General features: G+C 61.5%; 25 protein-coding genes. 23 read left to right on the forward strand and 2 right to left on the reverse strand.

All coding sequences use genetic code 11. The features are described 5' to 3' along the window. Positions 1–21 precede the first annotated feature (21 nt). The 23 genes from fliL to KW062_RS08670 all read left to right on the forward strand — a co-directional run bounded on the left by fliL (position 22) and on the right by KW062_RS08670 (position 20,539). The gene (fliL, locus tag KW062_RS08560) at positions 22–522 is read left to right on the forward strand and encodes a flagellar basal body-associated protein FliL (protein WP_027621017.1); all 501 of its coding nucleotides are present in this window, start codon (positions 22–24) and stop codon (positions 520–522) included. A gap of 9 nt (positions 523–531) precedes the next feature. Then, entirely contained in the window at positions 532–1,500 is a 969-nt protein-coding gene (fliM, locus tag KW062_RS08565; RefSeq protein ID WP_027621018.1) for a flagellar motor switch protein FliM, read from the forward strand. Positions 1,501–1,555: 55 nt separating this feature from the next. After that, a complete protein-coding gene (gene fliN, locus KW062_RS08570; protein ID WP_027621019.1) occupies positions 1,556–2,014 on the forward strand; it encodes a flagellar motor switch protein FliN in 459 nt (152 codons plus the stop codon). Further along, positions 2,015–2,446 carry a flagellar biosynthetic protein FliO gene (fliO, locus tag KW062_RS08575; RefSeq protein WP_027621020.1) on the forward strand — a complete coding sequence of 144 codons (432 nt, stop codon included), beginning with the start codon at positions 2,015–2,017 and terminating at the stop codon, positions 2,444–2,446. It begins immediately after the preceding gene. Then, positions 2,446–3,195 carry a flagellar type III secretion system pore protein FliP gene (fliP, locus tag KW062_RS08580; RefSeq protein WP_033866509.1) on the forward strand — a complete coding sequence of 250 codons (750 nt, stop codon included), beginning with the start codon at positions 2,446–2,448 and terminating at the stop codon, positions 3,193–3,195. The genes fliO and fliP overlap by 1 nt, the downstream gene beginning before the upstream one ends. Before the next feature lie 15 nt (positions 3,196–3,210). Beyond that, the gene (fliQ, locus tag KW062_RS08585) at positions 3,211–3,480 is read left to right on the forward strand and encodes a flagellar biosynthesis protein FliQ (RefSeq protein WP_027621022.1); all 270 of its coding nucleotides are present in this window, start codon (positions 3,211–3,213) and stop codon (positions 3,478–3,480) included. 3 nt (positions 3,481–3,483) lie between these two features. Continuing rightward, a complete protein-coding gene (fliR, locus tag KW062_RS08590) occupies positions 3,484–4,266 on the forward strand; it encodes a flagellar biosynthetic protein FliR (RefSeq protein WP_027621023.1) in 783 nt (260 codons plus the stop codon). A gap of 3 nt (positions 4,267–4,269) precedes the next feature. Beyond that, entirely contained in the window at positions 4,270–5,409 is a 1,140-nt protein-coding gene (gene flhB / locus KW062_RS08595) for a flagellar biosynthesis protein FlhB (protein WP_027621024.1), read from the forward strand. A 301-nt stretch (positions 5,410–5,710) separates the two neighbouring features. Further along, on the forward strand, positions 5,711–7,840 hold the full coding sequence (gene flhA, locus KW062_RS08600) for a flagellar biosynthesis protein FlhA (protein WP_027621025.1): 2,130 nt from the start codon (positions 5,711–5,713) through the stop codon (positions 7,838–7,840). A gap of 11 nt (positions 7,841–7,851) precedes the next feature. Beyond that, positions 7,852–9,177 carry a flagellar biosynthesis protein FlhF gene (gene flhF, locus KW062_RS08605; protein WP_105754363.1) on the forward strand — a complete coding sequence of 442 codons (1,326 nt, stop codon included), beginning with the start codon at positions 7,852–7,854 and terminating at the stop codon, positions 9,175–9,177. A gap of 114 nt (positions 9,178–9,291) precedes the next feature. Beyond that, positions 9,292–10,122: a flagellar synthesis regulator FleN gene (gene fleN / locus KW062_RS08610; protein ID WP_027621027.1), complete on the forward strand. Its 831-nt coding sequence runs from the start codon at positions 9,292–9,294 to the stop codon at positions 10,120–10,122. Continuing rightward, the gene (gene fliA / locus KW062_RS08615) at positions 10,119–10,859 is read left to right on the forward strand and encodes an RNA polymerase sigma factor FliA (RefSeq protein WP_027621028.1); all 741 of its coding nucleotides are present in this window, start codon (positions 10,119–10,121) and stop codon (positions 10,857–10,859) included. Before fleN ends, fliA begins: the two co-directional genes overlap by 4 nt. A gap of 166 nt (positions 10,860–11,025) precedes the next feature. Further along, positions 11,026–11,397, forward strand: coding sequence for a chemotaxis response regulator CheY (locus KW062_RS08620; RefSeq protein ID WP_177327294.1), 372 nt, complete (start codon positions 11,026–11,028; stop codon positions 11,395–11,397). Between the two features lie 22 nt (positions 11,398–11,419). Further along, the gene (locus KW062_RS08625) at positions 11,420–12,208 is read left to right on the forward strand and encodes a protein phosphatase CheZ (RefSeq protein ID WP_027621030.1); all 789 of its coding nucleotides are present in this window, start codon (positions 11,420–11,422) and stop codon (positions 12,206–12,208) included. A gap of 29 nt (positions 12,209–12,237) precedes the next feature. Next, entirely contained in the window at positions 12,238–14,460 is a 2,223-nt protein-coding gene (locus KW062_RS08630; protein WP_105754364.1) for a chemotaxis protein CheA, read from the forward strand. A 50-nt stretch (positions 14,461–14,510) separates the two neighbouring features. Then, positions 14,511–15,653, forward strand: coding sequence for a protein-glutamate methylesterase/protein-glutamine glutaminase (locus tag KW062_RS08635; RefSeq protein ID WP_105754365.1), 1,143 nt, complete (start codon positions 14,511–14,513; stop codon positions 15,651–15,653). Continuing rightward, a complete protein-coding gene (locus KW062_RS08640) occupies positions 15,653–16,393 on the forward strand; it encodes a flagellar motor protein (protein ID WP_027621033.1) in 741 nt (246 codons plus the stop codon). The genes KW062_RS08635 and KW062_RS08640 overlap by 1 nt, the downstream gene beginning before the upstream one ends. Positions 16,394–16,408: 15 nt before the next feature. Further along, entirely contained in the window at positions 16,409–17,302 is an 894-nt protein-coding gene (motD, locus tag KW062_RS08645) for a flagellar motor protein MotD (protein WP_027621034.1), read from the forward strand. Positions 17,303–17,345: 43 nt separating this feature from the next. Beyond that, entirely contained in the window at positions 17,346–18,134 is a 789-nt protein-coding gene (locus KW062_RS08650; protein ID WP_027621035.1) for a ParA family protein, read from the forward strand. A 2-nt stretch (positions 18,135–18,136) separates the two neighbouring features. Then, entirely contained in the window at positions 18,137–18,955 is an 819-nt protein-coding gene (locus KW062_RS08655) for a CheW domain-containing protein (RefSeq protein WP_105754366.1), read from the forward strand. A 75-nt stretch (positions 18,956–19,030) separates the two neighbouring features. Then, the gene (locus KW062_RS08660; RefSeq protein WP_027621037.1) at positions 19,031–19,516 is read left to right on the forward strand and encodes a chemotaxis protein CheW; all 486 of its coding nucleotides are present in this window, start codon (positions 19,031–19,033) and stop codon (positions 19,514–19,516) included. Continuing rightward, complete coding sequence (locus KW062_RS08665; RefSeq protein ID WP_027621038.1) at positions 19,517–19,909, forward strand: DUF2802 domain-containing protein; 393 nt, start codon at positions 19,517–19,519, stop codon at positions 19,907–19,909. A gap of 129 nt (positions 19,910–20,038) precedes the next feature. Further along, positions 20,039–20,539 carry a hypothetical protein gene (locus KW062_RS08670; RefSeq protein WP_105754367.1) on the forward strand — a complete coding sequence of 167 codons (501 nt, stop codon included), beginning with the start codon at positions 20,039–20,041 and terminating at the stop codon, positions 20,537–20,539. Here KW062_RS08670 and KW062_RS08675 read toward each other — a convergent pair. Both KW062_RS08675 and fliK read right to left on the reverse strand, forming a co-directional pair. Beyond that, positions 20,533–20,862, reverse strand: a complete 330-nt coding sequence (locus KW062_RS08675; RefSeq protein ID WP_027621042.1) for an EscU/YscU/HrcU family type III secretion system export apparatus switch protein — start codon at positions 20,860–20,862, stop codon at positions 20,533–20,535. The genes KW062_RS08670 and KW062_RS08675 overlap by 7 nt on opposite strands. After that, positions 20,859–22,424: a flagellar hook-length control protein FliK gene (gene fliK, locus KW062_RS08680; RefSeq protein ID WP_027621043.1), complete on the reverse strand. Its 1,566-nt coding sequence runs from the start codon at positions 22,422–22,424 to the stop codon at positions 20,859–20,861. The genes KW062_RS08675 and fliK overlap by 4 nt, the downstream gene beginning before the upstream one ends. Positions 22,425–22,626 lie beyond the last annotated feature (202 nt).

Raw genomic sequence — 22,626 nt, forward strand, 5'->3', positions numbered from 1 at the left:
GATTAGTGACGGATTATTGGCATGGCGAAGAGCGACGCAGCAGTAAAAGACCCCGCCGGGAAAGGCAAACTCAAGCTGATCCTGATGATCGTGGCGGGTGTGCTGTTGGCCATCGGCCTGTCCATCGGCGCGACCTGGTACTTCATGCACAGTGCCCAGAGCAAACCTGAGCCCGCCGCCGAGGCTGCCAGCAACGTCAAGCCAGCTGCCATCTACGAACCCATGACTCCGGCCTTCATCGCCAACTTCAACCAGAACGGCCGTCAGCGCTACATGCAGGTGAGTATTACCCTGCAGGCACGCAACCAGGCCGACCTCGACGCCTTGAAAGTGCATATGCCGGTGATCCGCAACAACCTGGTCATGCTGTTCTCCGGACAATCCTTCGACACCCTGGCGACCCCGGTCGGCCAGGAAATGCTGCGCCAGAAAGCCACTGCCAGCGTGCAGGAAGTGGCGCAGAAGGAAGTCGGCAAAGTAGTGGTCGAGCAGTTGCTCTTTACCAATTTCGTACTGCAGTAGGAACTCGACATGGCCGTGCAGGACCTGCTGTCCCAGGATGAGATCGATGCGCTGCTGCATGGCGTCGACGATGGTCTGGTGCAGACCGATACCGTTTCCGAACCCGGTAGCGTCAAAAGTTACGACCTGACCAGTCAGGACCGGATCGTCCGTGGGCGCATGCCGACCCTTGAGATGATCAACGAGCGGTTTGCCCGCTATACCCGTATCAGCATGTTCAACATGCTCCGGCGTTCGGCCGATGTCGCCGTCGGCGGGGTGCAGGTGATGAAATTCGGTGAGTACGTGCACTCGCTGTACGTGCCCACCAGCCTCAACCTGGTGAAGATCAAGCCGTTGCGCGGCACCGCGCTGTTCATCCTTGACGCCAAGCTGGTGTTTAAGCTGGTGGACAACTTCTTCGGTGGCGACGGCCGTCACGCCAAGATCGAAGGTCGCGAATTCACCCCCACCGAACTGCGGGTGGTGCGCATGGTGCTGGAGCAGGCGTTCACCGATTTGAAAGAAGCCTGGCAGGCGATCATGGAAGTTAATTTTGAGTACATCAACTCGGAAGTGAACCCGGCCATGGCCAATATCGTCGGCCCCAGCGAAGCAGTGGTGGTGTCTACCTTCCACATCGAACTCGATGGCGGTGGCGGCGACCTGCACGTGACCATGCCGTATTCGATGATCGAGCCGGTGCGCGAAATGCTCGATGCCGGTTTCCAGTCCGATCTGGACGACCAGGACGAACGCTGGGTCAACGCCCTGCGCCAGGACGTGATGGACGTCGATGTGCCGCTAAGCGCCACCGTCGCCCGTCGTCAATTGCGCCTGCGCGACATCCTGCACATGCAGCCGGGTGACGTGATCCCGGTTGACCTGCCGGAAGACATGATCATGCGCGCCAATGGCGTGCCGGCCTTCAAGGTCAAGATGGGTTCGCACAAGGGCAACCTCGCGTTGCAAGTGATCGAGCCGATCGAGCGCCGCTGAGCGGCGTTGTTGTGTATTCGCCTTTAAATGATGGTTGCCCCGCCGAGGACAAATGATGGTTAACGATATGAATTCCCAGGACGACCAGGCCCTGGCTGATGAGTGGGCTGCCGCGCTGGAAGAAGCCGGTGACGTTGGCCAGGATGATATCGACGCGCTGCTGGCCGCCGACGCTGCCGGCTCACCGTCCAATCGCCTGCCAATGGAAGAATTCGGCAGTGCGCCGAAGAACAACGGTCCGGTGACCCTCGACGGTCCCAACTTGGACGTGATCCTCGATATCCCGGTGTCGATCTCGATGGAAGTCGGCAGCACCGATATCAACATCCGCAACCTGCTGCAGCTCAACCAGGGCTCGGTGATCGAGCTCGATCGCCTGGCCGGCGAGCCGCTCGACGTGCTGGTCAACGGCACACTGATTGCCCACGGCGAAGTGGTGGTGGTCAACGAAAAGTTCGGCATCCGCCTGACTGACGTGATCAGCCCGAGCGAACGCATCAAGAAGCTGCGCTAAGTGAAAAAACTCCTCGGTGTAGTGCTGGCGCTGCCGTCCGCGGTGATGGCGGCCGAGCCTGTGGCAGCGGTCGCCGCACCTGCTGTCGGCAGCGGCGTGGCCGGTCAGTTGACCCAGTTGGTGTTGGGTTTGTTGCTGGTGCTGGGGCTGATCTTCCTGCTCGCCTGGCTACTGCGCCGAGTGCAGCAGGCTGGCCCGGCGGGCAAGGGGCAGGTGATTGAGCTGATCGGCTCGCGCGCGCTGGGTCCGCGTGATCGGCTGGTGCTGGTGCAGGTCGGCAACGAGCAGGTGCTGCTGGGGTTGACCCCGGGCACCATCACCGCGCTGCACGTGCTCAAGGAGCCGGTACAGGTGCCGAGCACCGAGCCGGCGACCCCGGAGTTTGCCCAGCGCCTGATGGAGTTGCTGGGTAAAGACAAGGATAAGAAGTAATGCCCGTGCGTTTTCTCCTGACGCTTTTGCTGATGCTGACCGCGCCCCTGGCGCTGGCGGCCGACCCGCTGTCAATCCCGGCCATTACCCTCGGCACCAATGCCGACGGCGCCCAGGAATACTCGGTCAGCCTGCAGATTCTGCTGATCATGACTGCGCTGAGCTTTATCCCGGCGTTCGTCATGCTGATGACCAGCTTTACCCGGATCATCATCGTCTTCTCGATCCTGCGCCAGGCCCTGGGCCTGCAGCAGACACCGTCGAACCAGATCCTCACCGGCATGGCGCTGTTCCTGACCCTGTTCATCATGGCGCCAGTGTTCGACCGGGTGAACCAGGACGCACTGCAACCCTACCTGGCAGAGAAATTGACCGCCCAGGACGCAGTGGCCAAGGCCCAGGTGCCGATCAAGGACTTCATGCTGGCGCAAACCCGCAGCAGCGATCTGGAGTTGTTCATGCGCCTGTCCAAGCGCACCGACATTGCCTCGCCAGATCAGGCGCCGCTGACTATCCTGGTGCCGGCGTTCGTCACTTCCGAGCTGAAAACCGCGTTCCAGATCGGTTTCATGATCTTCATCCCGTTCCTGATCATCGACCTTGTCGTCGCCAGTGTGCTGATGGCGATGGGCATGATGATGCTCTCGCCGCTGATCATTTCGCTGCCGTTCAAGATCATGCTTTTTGTGCTGGTGGACGGCTGGGCGCTGATCATCGGCACCCTGGCCGGCAGTTTCGGCGGTGTTTAGCGCGAGTGGCCCGATATGACGCCTGAAGTAGCAGTCGACCTGTTTCGTGAAGCGCTTTGGCTGACCACTGTCATGGTCGCTGTGCTGGTGGTGCCGAGCCTGTTGGTGGGGCTGTTGGTGGCAATGTTCCAGGCCGCCACCCAGATCAACGAACAAACCCTGAGTTTCCTGCCGCGCCTGCTGGTGATGCTGGTAACCCTGATCGTCGCCGGCCCGTGGCTGGTGCAAACCTTCATGGAATACATCCTGCGCCTGTACGGCAGTATTCCGCAGTTGATCGGCTGAGCCATGTCGCTGCTGGCGCTGACCGACGCGCAGATCAGTACCTGGGTCGCCAGCTTCATGCTGCCGCTGTTTCGGGTCGGCGCCGTGCTGATGACCATGCCGATCTTCGGTACCAGTCTGGTGCCCACGCGGATCCGCCTGTATTTCGCCTTGGCCATTACCGTAGTGATCACGCCCAATCTGCCGCCGATGCCCACGGTCAACGCACTGGACCTCAGTGGCCTGCTGTTGATCGCCGAGCAGGTGCTGATTGGCGGATTGCTGGGCTTCTCCCTGCAGCTGTTTTTCCAGGCGTTCGTGGTCGCCGGGCAGATTATTTCGATCCAGATGGGCATGGGTTTCGCCTCAATGGTCGACCCGACCAACGGTGTCTCGGCGGCGGTGATCGGGCAGTTCCTGACCATGCTGGTGACCTTGCTGTTTCTCGGCATGAACGGTCATCTGGTGGTGTTTGAGGTGCTGACCGAGAGTTTCACCACCTTGCCGGTGGGCAGCGCGATGCTGGTCAATCACTTCTGGGACGTGGCCAACAAACTTGGCTGGGTATTGGGCGCGGCGATGTTGCTGGTGCTGCCGGCGATCACCGCGCTGCTGGTGGTCAACATTGCCTTCGGCATCATGACCCGCGCGGCGCCGCAGCTGAACATCTTTTCCATCGGCTTCCCGCTGACCCTGGTGCTGGGCCTGGTGATTTTCTGGGTCAGTCTCGGCGATATTCTCAATCAGTATCAACCGCTGGCCACCGAGGCCTTGCAGTTGCTGCGTGATCTGGCACAGGCGCGCTGAGTCATGGCCGAGAGCGAGAGCGGTCAGGACAAGACCGAAGAACCCACCGAGAAAAAGAAAAAGGACGCCCGCGAGAAGGGTGAGATTGCCCGTTCCAAGGAGCTCAACACCTTGGCAGTGATGCTCGCCGGAGCAGGGGGCTTGCTGATCTATGGCGGTGGTCTGGCGCAGGATTTACTCGAAGTCATGCGCCTGAATTTCTCCCTGCCCCGCGAAGTGCTGCTCAGCCCCGGTGCCATGGGCCAGTACCTGCTGCACTCGGGCAAGATCGCGATCATCGCCGTGCAGCCGGTGCTCATCACCTTGCTCCTGGCCGCGTTGATCGGCCCGATTTCCCTGGGGGGCTGGTTGTTCGCCGGCAGCAGCCTGGCGCCCAAATTCAGCCGGATGAACCCGGCCAACGGCATCAAGCGCATGTTCTCCTCGACGGCGGTGATCGAGCTGCTCAAGGCGCTGGCCAAGTTTCTGTTGATTCTGTTTGTGGCGCTAACGGTGCTCAAGTCGGACATCGACGACCTGCTGCGCATCGCCCATGAACCACTGGAGCAGGCGATTATTCACAGCGTCCAGTTGGTGGGCTGGAGCACCCTGTGGATGGCCTGCGGGCTGATCCTGATCGCGGCGGTGGACGTGCCGGTGCAGCTGTACCAGAGCCACAAAAAGCTGATGATGACCAAGCAGGAAATTCGCGACGAGCACAAGGACCAGGAAGGTCGCCCCGAGGTCAAACAGCGCATCCGCCAGCTGCAGCGCGAGATGTCCCAGCGGCGGATGATGGCCGCCATCCCCGACGCCGACGTGGTCATCACCAACCCGACCCACTATGCAGTGGCGCTCAAATACGATCCGGACAAAGGCGGCGCGCCGATGCTGGTCGCCAAGGGCAGCGACTTCCTCGCCCTGAAAATCCGCGAAATCGCGGTCAGCAACAATGTGCTGCTGCTCGAATCACCGGCGCTGGCGCGGTCGATCTACTACTCCACTGAGTTGGATCAGGAGATTCCAGGTGGGTTGTATCTGGCGGTGGCCCAGGTGCTGGCGTATGTCTACCAGATCCGTCAGTTCCGGGCCGGCAAAGGCAAGCGGCCGGAGCCGTTCAAGGACGACGTGCCGATTCCGCCGGAGTTGCGGCGCGATTCTTGAGCTGAAGGTGGACTTTGTAGGCGCTGGCTTGCCAGCGAATGGAGCGACGCGGTCCATCAGATCTGTCGCCTTCACCGGCAAGTCGGCTCCCGCAGTGATCGGGGTTGACCGCGAAATCTGTGTTGGACCCAGAACCTGTGGGAGCGGGCTTGCCCGCGAAGAGGTCCGCCCAGGCAACACAAATCCTCCCGTGTAACCCCGTCTATTTCCATCCTCTGCAAAAGTTGGACAGCTTTTTGCAGTAGCCGCTCTGCGCCCGCTTCTGGCGTCAAAAGTTTGCTTCAAGGAACGGGGAATACCGGTGGATCGCTCTCAGCTCATCAACAGCGCGCGCAGTAACGTGGCGGACCTCAGCCGGGGCAATCTGGGCGTGCCGTTGTTGCTGTTGATCATGCTGGCAATGATGATGTTGCCGATCCCGCCGTTCCTGCTCGATGTGTTTTTCACCTTCAACATCGCCCTGTCGATCGTGGTCCTGCTGGTCTGCGTGTACGCCTTGCGGCCGTTGGATTTCGCGGTGTTCCCGACCATTCTGCTGGTGGCCACCTTGCTGCGCCTGGCGCTGAACGTCGCCTCGACCCGGGTGGTGATGCTCCACGGCCAGGATGGGCATGCCGCTGCGGGCAAGGTAATCCAGGCCTTTGGCGAGGTGGTGATCGGCGGTAACTACGTGGTGGGTATCGTGGTCTTCGCGATCCTGATGATCATCAACTTCGTGGTAGTGACCAAGGGCGCCGGGCGGATTTCCGAGGTCAGCGCGCGGTTTACCCTCGATGCCATGCCCGGCAAGCAAATGGCGATCGACGCCGACCTCAACGCCGGCCTGATCGACCAGAACCAGGCCAAGTCCCGTCGTTCGGAAGTCGCCCAGGAAGCCGAGTTCTACGGTTCGATGGACGGTGCCAGCAAATTCGTGCGCGGTGACGCCATCGCCGGCTTGCTGATCCTGTTTATCAACCTGATCGGCGGCATGGCGGTGGGTATTTTCCAGCACGGCATGACCTTCGGCGACGCCGGTAAGGTCTACGCGTTGCTGACCATCGGTGACGGTTTGGTGGCGCAATTGCCATCACTGCTGTTGTCCACTGCTGCCGCGATCATGGTGACCCGTGCTTCGGGCTCCGAAGACATGGGCAAGCAGATCAACCGGCAGATGTTTGCCTCGCCCAAGGCGCTGGCGGTGTCGGCGGCGTTGATGGCGATCATGGGTATTGTCCCGGGCATGCCGCACTTCGCATTCCTCAGCATGGCCGCCATCGCCGCCGGCGGTGCCTACCTGTTCTGGAAGAAACAGAACGGCGTCAAGGTCAAGGCGCTGGAAGATGCCAAACGCCAGCAGGAACTGCTGCCATCGCCAGCGCGGGCCATGGAAACCAAGGAGCTGGGTTGGGACGACGTCACGCCGATCGACATGATCGGCCTGGAAGTCGGTTACCGCCTGATCCCGCTGGTGGATCGCAACCAGGGTGGGCAATTGCTGGCGCGGATCAAGGGGGTGCGCAAAAAGCTCTCCCAGGACCTTGGCTTTCTGATGCCCACCGTGCATATCCGCGACAACCTCGACCTGGCGCCAAGTGCTTACCGCCTGACCCTGATGGGGGTGATCCTCGCCGAAGCCGAGATCTACCCGGACCGCGAACTGGCGATCAACCCGGGGCAGGTGTTCGGTACGCTCAACGGCATTACCGCCAAGGATCCGGCCTTTGGCCTGGAGGCGGTGTGGATTGAGATCAGCCAGCGCTCTCAGGCGCAATCGCTGGGCTATACCGTGGTCGATGCCAGTACGGTTGTGGCGACGCACTTGAACCAGATTCTGTACAAGCACTCCAGCGAATTGATCGGCCACGAAGAAGTCCAGCAACTCATGCAGTTGCTGGCGAAAAGCTCGCCGAAACTGGCGGAAGAGTTGGTGCCAGGGGTGCTGTCGCTGTCGCAACTGCTCAAGGTGTTGCAGGCGTTGCTGGCGGAGCAGGTGCCGGTGCGCGACATCCGCAGCATTGCCGAGGCCATCGCGAACAATGCTGCCAAGAGTCAAGATACCGCCGCTTTGGTCGCCGCTGTGCGCGTTGGCCTGTCTCGCGCTATCGTCCAAAGCATTGTAGGCACTGAGTCCGAGCTGCCTGTGATCACCTTGGAGCCAAGGTTGGAACAAATATTGCTCAATAGTATTCAGAAGGCAGGGCAGGGCGCTGATGAGAGCGTCTTGCTGGAGCCAAGCATGGCCGAGAAGCTGCAGCGTTCGTTGATCGACGCGGCCCAGCGTCAGGAAATGCAAGGTCACCCGGTGATTCTGTTGGTAGCCAGTCCCGTACGCGCGATGCTTTCGCGCTTCGGGCGTCTCGCGGTCCCGGGGTTGCACGTGTTGGCGTATCAAGAGATACCCGACAACAAGCAGGTGACCATCGTTGCGACAGTAGGGCCCAACGGCTGAGGTAGTGGTTTATGCAAGTTAAGCGTTTTTTCGCCGCCGATATGCGTCAGGCCATGAAGCTGGTTCGTGATGAGCTGGGCGCCGATGCCGCGATCATTGGCAACCGACGGATCGCCGGCGGTGTCGAGCTGATGGCTGCCCTCGATTACAAACTCTCGGCGCTGGCGCCACGGGTGCCGAACGTCGAGCTCGAAGACGAGCTGCGCAAGACCCAGTCGCGAATTGTCACCGCCCAGGCCGAACTGAGCCTGCGTGGCGAAGGCGAAGCGGGCGAGCACGCCAGTCGCCAGCTGTTCGCCGGCTTGCCGTTGACCGCTGCCGAGCCGCTGATCGAGCCAACGCTGTCCGAGCCGCCACGCCCCGCTCCGGCACCCGCCCCGACGGCGAGTATCGATCCGCGCGCCTACGACGCCATGCGCTCGGAGCTCAATGGCTTGCGCGAACTGCTGGAAGTGCAATTGGGGTCGCTGGCCTGGAATCAACTGCAAGGTCGTCATCCGCAGCAGGCCAACCTGTGGCGTCGCCTGCAGCGCATCGGCTTGTCCGGTCCGCTGTCCCGTGACCTGCTGGAATTGATCACCGAGATTGCAGACCCACGCCAGGCCTGGCGCATGCTACTGGCGCACCTGGCGCGGATGATCCAGACCCCTGAGGTCGAGCCGCTGGAAGAGGGTGGGGTGATTGCCATGGTCGGCCCGGCCGGTATGGGCAAGACCACCACGTTGGCCAAGCTGGCGGCGCGTTACGTGCTCAAGTACGGCTCGCAGAACATTGCCCTGGTGAGCATGGACAGCTACCGCATCGGCGCTCAGGAACAACTCAAGACCCTGGGGCGGATTCTCAACGTCTCGGTGACCCACCTGGATCCCGGCCAATCGCTGGCCCAGGCCCTTGAGCCGGTGCTGCGCAAACGCGTGGTGCTGATCGACACCGCCGGCCTGCAGGCCAGCGACCCGGCGTTGCGCATGCAACTGGAGAGCCTCGCCGGTCGTGGCATCAAATCGAAGAATTATCTGGTCCTGGCCACCACCAGCCAGAAGCAGGTGTTGACGGCCGCTTATCACAGTTACAAGCGATGCGGGCTGGCAGGCTGCATCCTGACTAAACTGGACGAGACGGCCAACCTGGGCGAAGTATTGAGTCTGGCAATCAGTCATGAGTTGCCGGTCGCCTATCTGACCGATGGACCGCGGATCCCGGACGATCTGCACTTGCCGCGCCGGCACCAACTGGTGAGCCGCGCGGTCAGTGTACAAATGCAGGAAGAACCCAGCGAAGAAGCCATGGCTGATATGTTCGCTGACCTCTACCACAGTCCGACCAAACGGGTTGGCTGAGGTATTAATGACTAGATTTGTATCTACATCGATGGCCTGCCATGCATTGTTCGTTCGCGAACGCGCAGCCAGTCATGTAGCCCGCGTCTAAGCAAGACAAGGTAAAGAAAGCACATGGGCAGCATGCATCCCGTACAGGTGATCGCGGTGACCGGCGGCAAGGGTGGCGTCGGTAAGACTAACGTTTCAGTGAACTTGTCCCTGGCTCTGGCAGAGCTCGGCCGGCGCGTCATGCTGCTGGACGCCGACCTGGGGCTGGCGAACGTCGACGTCCTCCTGGGACTGACGCCCAAGCGCACCCTGGCCGATGTGATCGAGGGCCGCTGCGAACTGCGCGATGTATTGCTGCAGGGGCCGGGCGGGATTCGCATCGTGCCGGCCGCTTCCGGCACCCAGAGCATGGTGCACCTGAGCCCGGCGCAGCACGCGGGCCTGATCCAGGCTTTCAGCGACATCGGCGATAACCTCGACGTGTTGGTGATCGACACCGCCGCCGGCATCGGCGAATCGGTGGTCAGCTTCGTGCGCGCGGCCCAGGAAGTGTTGCTGGTGGTCTGCGACGAACCGACCTCGATCACCGACGCCTACGCCCTGATCAAACTGCTCAACCGCGACTACGGGATGAATCGTTTCCGCGTGCTGGCCAACATGGCGCAGAGCCCGCAGGAGGGCCGCAACCTGTTCGCCAAGTTGACCAAGGTCACGGATCGCTTCCTCGATGTCGCCCTACAATACGTCGGTGCGGTGCCGTACGACGAAAGCGTGCGTAAGGCCGTACAGAAACAGCGCGCAGTGTACGAGGCGTTCCCGCGCTCCAAGTGCGCCTTGGCCTTCCGGGCCATCGCGCAGAAAGTCGACACTTGGCCACTGCCCGCCAATCCGCGTGGGCATCTGGAGTTTTTCGTGGAGCGCCTGGTGCAACAGACTGCGGGTCCGGTGCTATGACCGCGAGCGGTTACAACCTGTACAAGCAGTCGGCGCGTGACGCGCAGTACGAGCTGATCGAGCGTTACGCGCCACTGGTAAAACGTATTGCCTACCACCTTCTGGCGCGTTTGCCGGCCAGCGTTCAGGTCGAGGATCTGATTCAGGCGGGGATGATTGGCTTGCTGGAAGTGTCGACCAAATACGACGCCAGCAAGGGTGCAAGTTTCGAGACCTATGCCGGGATTCGTATTCGGGGCGCGATGCTCGACGAAGTCCGCAAAGGGGACTGGGCGCCACGCTCGGTCCACCGCAATACCCGTATGGTCAGTGATGCGATTCGCACAATTGAAGCTAAAACCGGACGTGACGCTAAAGATCACGAGGTTGCGGCCGAACTCCAATTGAGTCTCGATGATTACTACGGGATTTTGAATGACACCTTGGGCAGTCGCCTGTTCAGCTTCGACGACCTGTTGCAGGACGGCGAGCATGAAGGGCTGCATGAGGATGGCGCGAGTGCTCATCAAGAGCCGTCGCGCGACCTGGAAGACGAGCGCTTCCAGGCAGCGCTGGCGGACGCGATTGCCAATTTGCCGGAGCGTGAGCGACTGGTGTTGGCGCTGTACTACGACGAAGAGCTGAACCTCAAGGAAATCGGCGAGGTACTGGGGGTCAGTGAATCGCGGGTCAGCCAGTTACACAGCCAGTGCGCGGCCCGTTTGCGGGGGCGTTTGGGAGAGTGGCGAGCGCGCTGACAGCAGTGTGGGGACACTGCGTACGACAGCGGGGCGGCGAGAGGCCGGTCCGTTGCTCATCCGTTGTGCTCCATGACGAAGTCGAGTGCTCTGCCTGATTGATTGAATGGCGTGCCCAGGTGCTGGGCGCGTTTAAGACTGCTTGGAGGTCGAATTGGACAAGAACATGAAAATCCTCATCGTTGATGACTTCTCAACGATGCGGCGGATCATCAAGAACCTGTTGCGTGACCTCGGTTTCACCAACACGGTCGAGGCAGACGACGGTACTACCGCCATTCCTCTGCTCAACAGCGGCAGCATCGACTTTCTGGTAACGGACTGGAATATGCCCGGCATGACCGGCATCGACCTGCTGCGCCACGTGCGCGCCGACGAAAAACTCAAGCACTTGCCAGTGCTGATGGTCACCGCCGAAGCCAAGCGCGAGCAGATCATCGAAGCCGCCCAGGCCGGGGTAAACGGCTATGTGGTCAAGCCGTTCACGGCGCAGGCGTTGAAAGAGAAGATCGAGAAAATCTTCGAACGCATCGGTTGATGATTGGCGCCACGGGGGAGCTATGGAACAACGAGAAACATCACAGGGCGATTTCGAGTCGACCCTGAAAAAACACGCGGTCGAACTGGTCGAAAGCCTTGAAAAAGGCAAGTTCGGCGACGCGGTGCAACTGATCCATGAGCTCAATCAGACCCGTGACCGTGGCCTGTACCAGGAAGTCGGCAAGCTCACTCGCGAGCTGCACAGTGCGATCGTCAATTTCCAGATTGATCCGCACATGCCGCAGGCCGAGGAGGTCTCGCAGATCACCGACGCCACCGAGCGTCTGGGCTATGTGGTCAAGCTGACCGAAGCCGCGGCGAACCGCACCATGGATCTGGTGGAAAACGCCACGCCACTGGTCAACGGCTTGAACACTGATGCCCAGGCACTGAGCGCGGACTGGGGACGTTTCATGCGCCGGGAAATCGGCGCCGAAGAGTTCCGTGAGCTGGCCCGCCGTGTCGATGGCTTCCTGAGCCGCAGCGCGACCGAGACCCAGATGGTCTCGAGCAACCTCAATGACATTCTGCTGGCCCAGGATTACCAGGACCTGACCGGTCAGGTGATCAAGCGCGTGACCCAACTGGTCACCGAAGTGGAGAGCAATCTGCTCAAGCTGGTGCTGATGGCCAGCCAGGTCGACCGCTTTGCCGGCATCGAACATGACCGCGCAGCGATCCTTGCGGAAAAAAATCCGCAAAAATATACCGCGCAGGGTGAAGGTCCGCAGATTCATGCCGATAAACGTGAAGACGTGATGTCCGGCCAGGACGATGTCGACGATTTGCTTTCGAGCCTGGGTTTCTAGGTTCAGACCTTTTTTAGGAGCACCCATTCATGAGCTTCGGCGCCGATGAAGAAATCCTTCAGGATTTTCTGGTTGAGGCCGGCGAAATTCTCGAGCAACTGTCCGAGCAACTGGTCGAGCTGGAAAGCCGTCCGGATGATGCGGATTTGCTCAATGCCATTTTTCGCGGTTTTCACACTGTAAAAGGAGGCGCCGGCTTCCTGCAGCTCAACGAACTGGTGGAGTGCTGCCACATCGCCGAGAACGTGTTCGACATCCTGCGCAAGGGTGAGCGACGCGTCGACTCGGAGCTGATGGACGTGGTCCTGGAAGCGCTGGATGCGGTCAACGGCATGTTTGGCGAAGTGCGTGAACGCGCGCCGATTACTGCTGCCACTCCAGAACTGCTGGCCGCCCTGGCGCGCCTGGCAGAACCGCAGTCGGCGGATCAGGTGGCGCCGGTTGCAGCGGCGCCGGTCGTGGCTGAACCGCCGGTTGCCAATGACTCGGGCGACATCACCGACAATGAATTTGAACTGCTGCTCGACTCGCTGAACGCGGTCAAGGAACAGGCCGAAGCCGCCCCTGCACCGGCCGTGGAAGCGGTCAGTGGCAGCGAAGAAATCACTGACGCCGAGTTCGAGTCGCTGCTTGATCAGTTGCACGGCAAGGGCCAGTTTGCCGTGGATTCGCTGGTCACTGCAGCGCAACCTGCAGAGCCGGTGGCCGCGGCTGCCGCTGTTGAAAGCAATGAAATCACCGACGACGAATTCGAAGCCCTGCTCGATCAGTTGCACGGCAAGGGCCAGTTCGCCGTCGATGCGTTGGAGTCGGCGATTGCTTCGGTGGCGGTACCTGCGCCAGCGCAAGCGGCTGCGGTCGGCAGCGATCTGATTTCCGATCACGAATTCGAATCGCTGCTCGACGAGTTGCACGGCAAGGGTAAGTTCTCGCCCGAAGTTGGCAGTGCTGAATCCTCGGTGGCAGCGCCTGTGGCCAAGCCGGTCGCGGCTGTCAGCGAAGCTCGGGCGCCTGCGCCTGCGCCGAAGCCAGCACCTGCCCGGGCTGCGGCGCCAGCGCCAGCGGAAAAACCTGCGAGCGAAGCCGAGACCACCGTGCGGGTCGATACTGCGCGCCTCGACGAAATCATGAACATGGTCGGCGAGCTGGTGCTGGTGCGTAACCGCCTGGTGCGCCTGGGGCTCAACAGCGGCGACGAGGCCATGTCCAAGGCGGTGTCGAACCTCGATGTGGTCACTGCCGATCTGCAGACGGCGGTCATGAAGACCCGCATGCAGCCGATCAAGAAGGTCTTCGGACGCTTCCCGCGGCTGGTTCGCGACCTTGCGCGCCAGCTCAAGAAAGAGATCAACCTGGAACTGGTCGGCGAAGACACCGACCTCGACAAGAACCTGGTCGAAGCCCTGGCCGACCCGCTGGTGCACTTGGTGCGCAACGCGGTCGACCACGGCATCGAGTCGCCGGAAGAGCGTGAAGCCACGGGCAAGTCCCGGGGCGGCAAGGTAGTGCTGGCGGCCGAGCAGGAAGGCGACCATATCCTGCTGTCGATTTCCGATGACGGTAAAGGCATGGACCCTAACGTCCTGCGCGCCATCGCGGTGAAACGCGGGGTGATGGACAAGGACGCGGCCGAGCGCCTCAGCGACACCGAGTGCTACAACCTGATTTTCGCGCCGGGGTTCTCGACCAAGACCGAGATTTCCGACGTGTCCGGCCGTGGCGTGGGCATGGACGTGGTGAAAACCAAGATCTCCCAGCTCAACGGCTCGATCAACATCTACTCGGCCAAGGGCCAGGGTTCGAAGATCGTCATCAAGGTGCCGTTGACCCTGGCGATCATGCCGACCCTGATGGTGATGCTCGGCAATCAGGCCTTCGCTTTCCCGCTGGTCAACGTCAACGAGATCTTCCACCTCGACCTGTCGCGCACCAACGTGGTTGACGGCCAGGAAGTGGTGATTGTGCGCGACAAGGCGTTGCCGCTGTTTTACCTCAAGCGCTGGCTGGTCAGTTCTGCCGCTCATGAAGAGCAGCGTGAAGGCCATGTGGTGATCCTTTCGGTGGGCACGCAGCGGATCGGCTTTGTCGTCGATCAGTTGGTCGGCCAGGAAGAAGTGGTCATCAAGCCGTTGGGCAAAATGCTCCAGGGAACGCCAGGCATGTCGGGCGCCACCATTACCGGTGACGGTCGCATCGCGTTGATTCTCGATGTTCCGAGCATGCTCAAGCGTTACGCCGCACGGCGGATTTGATTCTGGCGTAGCGGGGCAGTCGATGCCCCGTGGCGTCTAATGGAGTGTTTATGGCAGTCAAAGTCCTGGTGGTGGATGATTCCGGTTTTTTCCGCCGCCGCGTCTCGGAAATCCTTTCGGCAGACCCGAATATCCAGGTGGTCGGTACCGCGACCAATGGTAAAGAGGCGATCGATCAGGCGCTGGCTCTCAAGCCCGACGTGATCACCATGGACTACGAGATGCCAATGATGGATGGCATCACCGCAGTGCGGCACATCATGCAGCGCTGCCCGACCCCGGTATTGATGTTTTCCTCGCTGACCCACGAAGGCGCGCGGGTGACCCTCGACGCGCTGGACGCGGGAGCGGTGGATTTCCTGCCGAAAAATTTCGAAGACATCTCGCGCAACCCGGAGAAGGTCAAGCAACTACTGTGCGAAAAGGTTCACAGCATCTCGCGCAGCAACCGTCGGATCAGTGCCTATCGGGCGTCGAGTGCGCCTGTTGCCGCGCCGGCTCCAGCTCCGACTCCCGCAAGCAGCTTTTCCCACAGCCCGGTTGCGCCACGTCCGACGCCGACGCCTGTTCCTACGCCTGTGCCAAGCCGTGCAGCCGCGCCGAGCCCAGCGTCGCCAGCTCCCAAGCGCAAGGCCTACAAACTGGTGGCCATCGGTACCTCCACCGGCGGCCCGGTGGCCCTGCAGCGGGTGCTGACCCAACTACCGGCCAACTTCCCGGCGCCGATCGTGCTGGTCCAGCACATGCCGGCGGCCTTTACCAAGGCGTTCGCCGAGCGCCTGGACAAGCTGTGCCGGATCAGCGTCAAGGAAGCCGAGGACGGCGATATCCTGCGTCCCGGTTTGGCGCTACTGGCTCCGGGCGGCAAGCAACTGATGATCGACGGCCGTGGCGCGGTGAAAATCCTCCCGGGTGACGAGCGTTTGAACTACAAGCCGTGTGTGGATATCACCTTCGGTTCGGCGGCCAAATCCTACGGCGACAAAGTTCTGGCGGTGGTCCTCACCGGCATGGGCGCCGACGGTCGTGAAGGCGCGCGCCTGCTCAAGCAGAGCGGCAGTGCAATTTGGGCCCAGGACGAAGCCAGTTGCGTGATCTATGGCATGCCGATGGCCATCGTCAAAGCCAACCTGGCGGACGCGGTGTATGACCTCGATGTGATCGGCAAGCACTTGGTCGAGGCTTGCCTCTGATGGACGTGCTCAGCCTGATCGGCATCATCATGGCGTTTGTCGCGATTATTGGCGGCAACTACCTCGAAGGCGGCCACCTCGGCGCCCTGGCCAACGGCCCAGCGGCCTTGATCGTGCTCGGCGGGACCATCGGCGCAGCGTTGCTGCAATCGCCGATGAGCGCCTTCAAACGAGCGATGCAGATTCTGGCGTGGATCCTGTTCCCGCCGCGGGTCGACCTGGCTGGCGGCATCGACCGGGTGGTCAGCTGGAGCCTCACGGCGCGCAAGGAAGGGTTGCTGGGGCTTGAAGGCGTGGCCGATGTCGAGCCCGACAGCTACTCGCGCAAGGGCTTGCAGTTGCTGGTCGACGGTGCCGAACCGGAAGCCATCCGCAGCATTCTTGAAGTGGATTTCTACACCCAGGAAAGCCGCGACATCGAGGCCGCCAAAGTCTTTGAAAGCATGGGCGGCTACGCGCCGACCATCGGCATCATCGGCGCCGTCATGGGCCTGATTCACGTGATGGGTAACCTGGCTGATCCGACGCAATTGGGTAGCGGCATTGCCGTGGCCTTCGTCGCGACGATCTACGGGGTGGCCAGCGCCAACCTGGTGCTGCTGCCGATTGCCAGCAAACTCAAGGCGATTGCCCTGCGCCAGTCGCGCTACCGCGAGATGCTGCTCGAGGGGATTCTGTCGATTGCCGAAGGGGAAAACCCACGGTCCATCGAATTGAAGCTCCAAGGCTTCATGGATTGATGGGGAGCATGGACCATGGCACGTCGTCGCCACGTTGAAGAACACGTCAATCATGAGCGCTGGCTGGTGTCCTACGCCGACTTCATCACCTTACTGTTTGCTTTTTTCGTGGTCATGTACTCCATTTCCTCGATCAACGAAGGTAAGTACAAGGTCATTTCCGAAGCGTTGATCGGGGTGTTCACCGACTCCGATCGCGCCCTCAAGCCGATCCCCATCGGCGACGAACGGCCGCAGACCGTGACCCCGGCCAAGCCGCTGGTCAAGGATGCCGAGCAGATCGACGCCGGCATCGCCCAGGCGGCCAATGATCCGCTCAAGAGCATCGCGGATGACATCAGCGCGGCCTTCGGCGACCTGATCAGTGCCAACCAGATGACCATTCGCGGCAACGAGTTGTGGGTCGAAATCGAGCTCAATTCCAGCCTGTTGTTCGGCAGCGGCGACGCCATGCCCAGCGATATCGCGTTCAACATCATCGACAAGGTCGGGGCGATTCTCAAACCCTTCGACAACCCGATCCACGTCGAAGGTTTCACCGACGACCAACCGATCCGCACCGCGCAATTCCCGACCAACTGGGAGTTGTCCTCGGCGCGTTCGGCAAGCATCGTGCGCATGCTCGCGATGCAGGGCGTCAACCCGCAGCGCCTGGCCTCGGTGGGCTATGGCGAATTCCAGCCGGTGGCCAATAACGCCACGGCCGAAGGGCGCGCGCGCAATCGGCGGGTGGTGCTGGTGGTCTCGCGCAATCTCGATGTGCGCCGCAGCCTGACCGGTACTGGCACGGCCAATGCGCAACCGGACGCGGCATTGAAGCGTGCTGGCACACAAACTGCACCAGCGCCTGTCAAATCGCCGGGAAGTGCGAGCGCCGTCAATTCCCCGTCACCCGGCTTATCACGATGAGCTATGTCTCGGTTGCCCCGTACGACCGGGAGGAACGATCTGCATGAGAGTCTGGGCTGTTGCCAATCAAAAGGGTGGTGTTGGTAAAACCACGTCCTCCATCGCTTTAGCCGGTTTGCTGGCCGAGGCGGGCAAGCGCGTGGTGGTGGTCGACCTCGACCCCCACGGCTCAATGACCAGCTACTTCGGTTACGACCCGGACAGCCTGGAACACAGTTGCTACGACCTGTTCCTGCATGGCGGCAGTGTGCCCCAAGGCCTGCCGGGGCAACTGTTGTTGTCCACCAGTGACGAACGTATTTCCCTGCTGCCGTCGAGCACCGCACTGGCCACACTTGAGCGTCAGTCGCCGGGCAAGAGCGGCCTGGGCCTGGTGATCGCTAAAAGCCTGGCCCAGTTGTGGCAGGATTTCGATTACGCGCTGATCGACAGCCCGCCGCTGCTCGGCGTGCTGATGGTCAATGCCTTGGCGGCCAGCCAGCAACTGGTGATCCCGGTGCAAACCGAGCACCTGGCGGTCAAAGGCCTTGAGCGTATGGTCAACACCCTGGCGATGATCAATCACTCACGCAAACAGCCACTGCCGTTCAGCATCGTGCCAACCCTGTTCGACCGCCGCACTCAGGCCTCGATCGGCACCTTGCGGGTGCTGCGCGACATGTACCCGGACGACATCTGGCAGGGTTTCATCCCGGTCGACACGCGTCTACGTGATGCCAGTCGGGCCGGTCTGACGCCTTCGCAGTTCGACGGCAAGAGTCGCGGAGTGCTGGCTTACCGTTCATTGCTCAAGCATTTGCTGGCCCAGCAACTTGCGCCGCAGGTGGCCTGAAGATGAATCGTCCGCTGAAAACCACTTCGCGCCCGCAACTGGCGCTGCAATCCTATCTGGATGCGCTGCTGCAGGACGCGACGGAAGAACCCTTGAGCGAGGTGGTCGAGGACCCTGAGGCACTGGATGAATTCCAGGCGGCGGTGCTCGAGGAGCAGGCGCGTGATGCGCAGGCCCCGGTTGAGGTGATTGCCGAGATCGAGTTCCCGGTGGAAGTGCCGCAAGAGCTGGTCACGCCGATTCCGACGGTCGCGCCGCAGGTGCTTGTCGAACCGATCGCCGACGTGCACCTGCCGCCGAGCAATACGCCACCGCCGGAAGACAGCGATGGCCGTCCGAGCTGGGCCGTCGAACCGTTTGAATGCCTGCTGTTCGACGTTGCCGGGCTGACCCTGGCGGTGCCGCTGGTGTGCCTGGGATCGATTTATCCACTGGCCGGGCACGACCTGACGCCGTTGTTCGGCCAGCCTGATTGGTTTCTCGGCATCCTGCCGAGCCAGGCCGGTAACCTCAAGGTGCTGGACACCGCGCGCTGGGTGATGCCCGATCGTTACCGCGACGACTTCCGCCAGGGCCTGCAGTACGTGATCTCGGTCCAGGGCTACGAGTGGGGGCTGGCGGTGCATCAGGTCAGCCGTTCGCTGCGCTTGAATCCCAACGAAATCAAATGGCGCAGTCATCGCGGGCAACGGCCGTGGCTGGCCGGCACGGTCATTGAACACATGTGCGCTTTGCTCGATGTCGCGCAACTGGCCGAGTTGATCGCCAGCGGCGGAGCCAAACACCTGGGTGCAGGTCAATCACTGCACTCGCTGCCATAACAAAGCACTGGTCGCACACGCGGCGGCCAGGCAGAACACACACCGCCAACGGCGGTTTTTTCGAGGGGTCAGGGTATGAATGATAAGGCGTCGTCTGCAAAGGGTTCCGAAGATCCGATCCTGCAATGGGTAACCTTCAAACTGGACAATGAGACTTACGGCATCAACGTGATGCGCGTCCAGGAAGTCCTGCGCTACACCGAGATCGCCCCGGTACCGGGTGCGCCAAGCTACGTGCTGGGCATCATCAACCTGCGCGGCAACGTGGTCACCGTGATCGACACCCGCCAGCGCTTCGGCCTGATGAACGCCGAGATCAGCGACAACACCCGGATCGTCATCATCGAGGCCGACAAGCAAGTGGTCGGGATCATGGTCGACAGCGTTGCCGAAGTGGTTTACCTGCGCCAGTCGGAAATCGAAACTGCACCGAACGTCGGTAACGACGAGTCGGCCAAGTTCATCCAGGGCGTGTGCAACAAGAACAACGAACTGCTGATCCTTGTCGAACTGGACAAGATGATGAGCGAAGAAGAATGGTCGGAACTGGAGAGTATCTGATTGATCCTCGAAGTCGCGGTGATTGTGCTGGCACTGCTCTGGATCAGCACCTTGGCGATGTTCCTGGCCTACACCCGCAAACAGCGCGAGCTGAGTGCGGCGCAGGCCCAGGGCGATGCCTTGCGTGATCAGCGGATCAAGGAACTGGCCCGCCGCGTCGACCACTACCAGGACGGCAGTGTGCGCATGGGCGAAGAACTGCTTGAGTTGCAGGCATTGGTCGAACCCTTGCCGGAAAAAATGAACCGCCTCGAACAACGCGACCCCACCAGCCTGTCCTTCGCCCAGGCCGCCCGCCTGGTAGGCATGGGCGCCAGCGTCGACGAACTGACCCACAGCTGCGGCCTGACCCAGGCTGAGGCGGAGTTGATGAGCAAGATGCATAAGGGCTGATCGGAGTCGTCAGGGCTGCGATGCGTCGTTGCGCCGGCGGGAGACAAACCTTGTAGGAGGCTTGTCGGGTCGCCGCATCGCAGCGAACCTGGCGCCTCGGTCCAGGCAGGCGCTACGTCAAGGAGACCTATGCTCGACATTCTCCAAGGCACACCATTGTGGGTGTATGGGGTTTTTCTTGTCCTGACGTATTACGGAGTGCGCGCCTGTTTCGAAAGTCATGTGTCGAAAAGGTCGTTACACGTCACGCCAATGATATTCGTGGCCCTGTCATTGGCTTCGCTGGAACTCTCTCGAGGTTTAGCCTTTCCGCTTTCAGCCTATGCGTTCGGACTATTGGCAGGCGGGTTACTGGGGCTGCGTTTTTACTCGTACACGAATGTGAAAGTCGTGGGGCAGAGTTTAGTCATGGGCGGCACAGTCCAGGTATTGATCGTCTATTGGTGCTTCTTTGCCTGGCGTTACTACTTGGGTTACCAGGCCGCCATCCATCCGGAACTGGCCAATGAGCTTGTGGCGGTAGTCCAGGCGTCGCTGGGGGCGGGCCTGATCAACGGCTTGATTGTCGGTCGCAGTCTCAAGCTTTTGCGCTTGTTCAAGGCTCAGGCTTTAGGCGCAGCAGCTCAATAATCCTCCCCACGCCCCGTCACATCCCGCTCCAGGATGTCGTCCCGCAATTCGTACCCCGCCGGAAACTTGCCCTTGAGTTTCCAGGCAAACGCAATGATCTCGGCAATCGTGCGGTACAACTCCTCGGGGATACTGTCGCCCAGTTCCATGCGCGCCAACAAACGTACAAGCTCGGCATTTTCGTAGATCGGCACCTCGTGCTCGCGGGCGAGTTTGAGGATGGCTTCGGCCAGTTCGGCGTCGCCTTTGCCGGTGAGGGTCGGGGCGTGTTGGCCGTCGTACTTGAGGGCGATGGCCTGGCGTGGGGTATTGGAATCGTTCATGCGGTGTCGTCGACCCAGCGTTGTTCGAGGCGGGTTTGCGGGCCTTGAGGTGGTTTGCCGAGGTGGCAATCCAGTCCGCTGACATTGAGCCCGCAGTCATGGAGTTGGGCGCGCAGGCTGTCGAGGTTGTTTTCAATCAGGCTCGCGGTGTAGGGGCGTTCGGCCCAGAGCTGGCCGGACAAGCTGCCGTGCAGCAGTTGCGCCTGCACTTGCAGCGGGCCCAGCGGCTCGAGGTCGAAGGCCAGGTCGAGGCGCCACAGCGGTTGCTTAACGGTTTGCTCGGCGGCTTTCTCCTGCTGCTCACGGGGCGGTGGATCTTCGCGTTGCAATTTGACCTGCAACGGCACGATGTCGTGGGCGTGGCGCATGGGGATTTCCAGCTGCCAGGTGGTTTGCAGCCGGCCGTCCTCGGTCATGCCGCTTTGTTCGAGACTTGCCAGTTGATGGCTTTGCAGGCGCGAGACCGCAGCGGCGGCAAGGCGCAGCAGGTGTTCGAGGTCGCCTTCCTGCTCCAGGCTCTGAAGCAGCCGCGAGGGTAGGGGGAAGCTGCCGGGCGCCGGCTTGGCGCTGACCTGGCCGAGCATGCCGAGGGCGTTGCGCACGAAGCTCGGCAGCGCCTGCGCCATGGTATTGGCGGCGATTGCGGCGTTGAAACTGGTGTTGGCCGGCAGGCCGGGGGCCAGTTGGGCGATCAGGCGCAGCAGGTTGCCTTTGGTGTCGTTTGCCGGTGCTTCGGTCAGCCCGGCCAGCAGTTTACTTTCGAGGAACACGCCGCTGTTGGCCAGGGCCTGGGCCAGGACCTTGGGGTTGCTCAGGTGACGCGCCTCGGGCAGGCCGGCGAGCAGGGTCTCGACAGCCGCCCGCACCGATGCCGTCTGACTGTGGGCGGGAAGGTTCTGCAGGGTCTTGAGCAGTCCTTCCAGCGAGCCCTGGCGGCTTTGCTGGGTCTGCAACTGCTGGGAAATCGCCAATTGCTCCGAACGGCTGCTCAGGGGCACGAAGTTGAGGGTGTCCGCGTCCTGAACCAGGGCGCTGAGCAGCGTACCGATGCGCAGCGGCTGGGCGCTGTCGAGGGTCAGGGTGCTGCCGCTGAGGGCGGTGTTGAGCAGGCTGACCATCGAGCGATACACCGGCGGTTGTCCGGGCGCCTGCGGCAGGGTCTGGTTGGTCAGCACCTTGCCCTGCAACAGCGTGCCGACCGGCAATTGCGCGGTGTCGAGGCGGGTGAGAGACGCAGTGTTGCTGGCCAGGGCTTGTTGCAGGGTTATTGCCAGGTTGCCGGCCGAGGGCTGGGTAATGGCCAGACTGGCCCCCAGCGCCAATGGCAGATTACTGGTGGCCGACACCGTTGTCTGGCGGCCTCCGGCCAGGGTGATCTTCAGCAGCAGCTGGAAAACCTGTTGCTCCTGGCGCAGTGATAGCACTTCGGCCTTGGCGCTTTGCCCCGGGGCAATCAGGCCATCGATCGGGGTCTGCAGCTTGAGCACTTCGCCACCGGCCTGCGGGCGCGGCGTAGCCGTTGCCGGAGCGGGCAGGGGAGGAAGGTTGATCTCACTGGTCATCAGGTCACACCCTGTCGAAATTGCCCTCTGGAGAGTAGGACATCGCATGTATAATGCCGCCCGTCTCCAGGACGCGTGGCGAAACTTCGCAACACAATCTGCTTGAAACTTGACCCAGCTCTCTGGAACAGGCCGTCAATGCCACTATGCTGCATCACTTTAACGGCCGATCCACTGCCGACTTGAACCGTAAAGGCCCACG

The sequence above is a fragment of the Pseudomonas fluorescens genome, from assembly GCF_019212185.1.
GTDB lineage: Bacteria > Pseudomonadota > Gammaproteobacteria > Pseudomonadales > Pseudomonadaceae > Aquipseudomonas.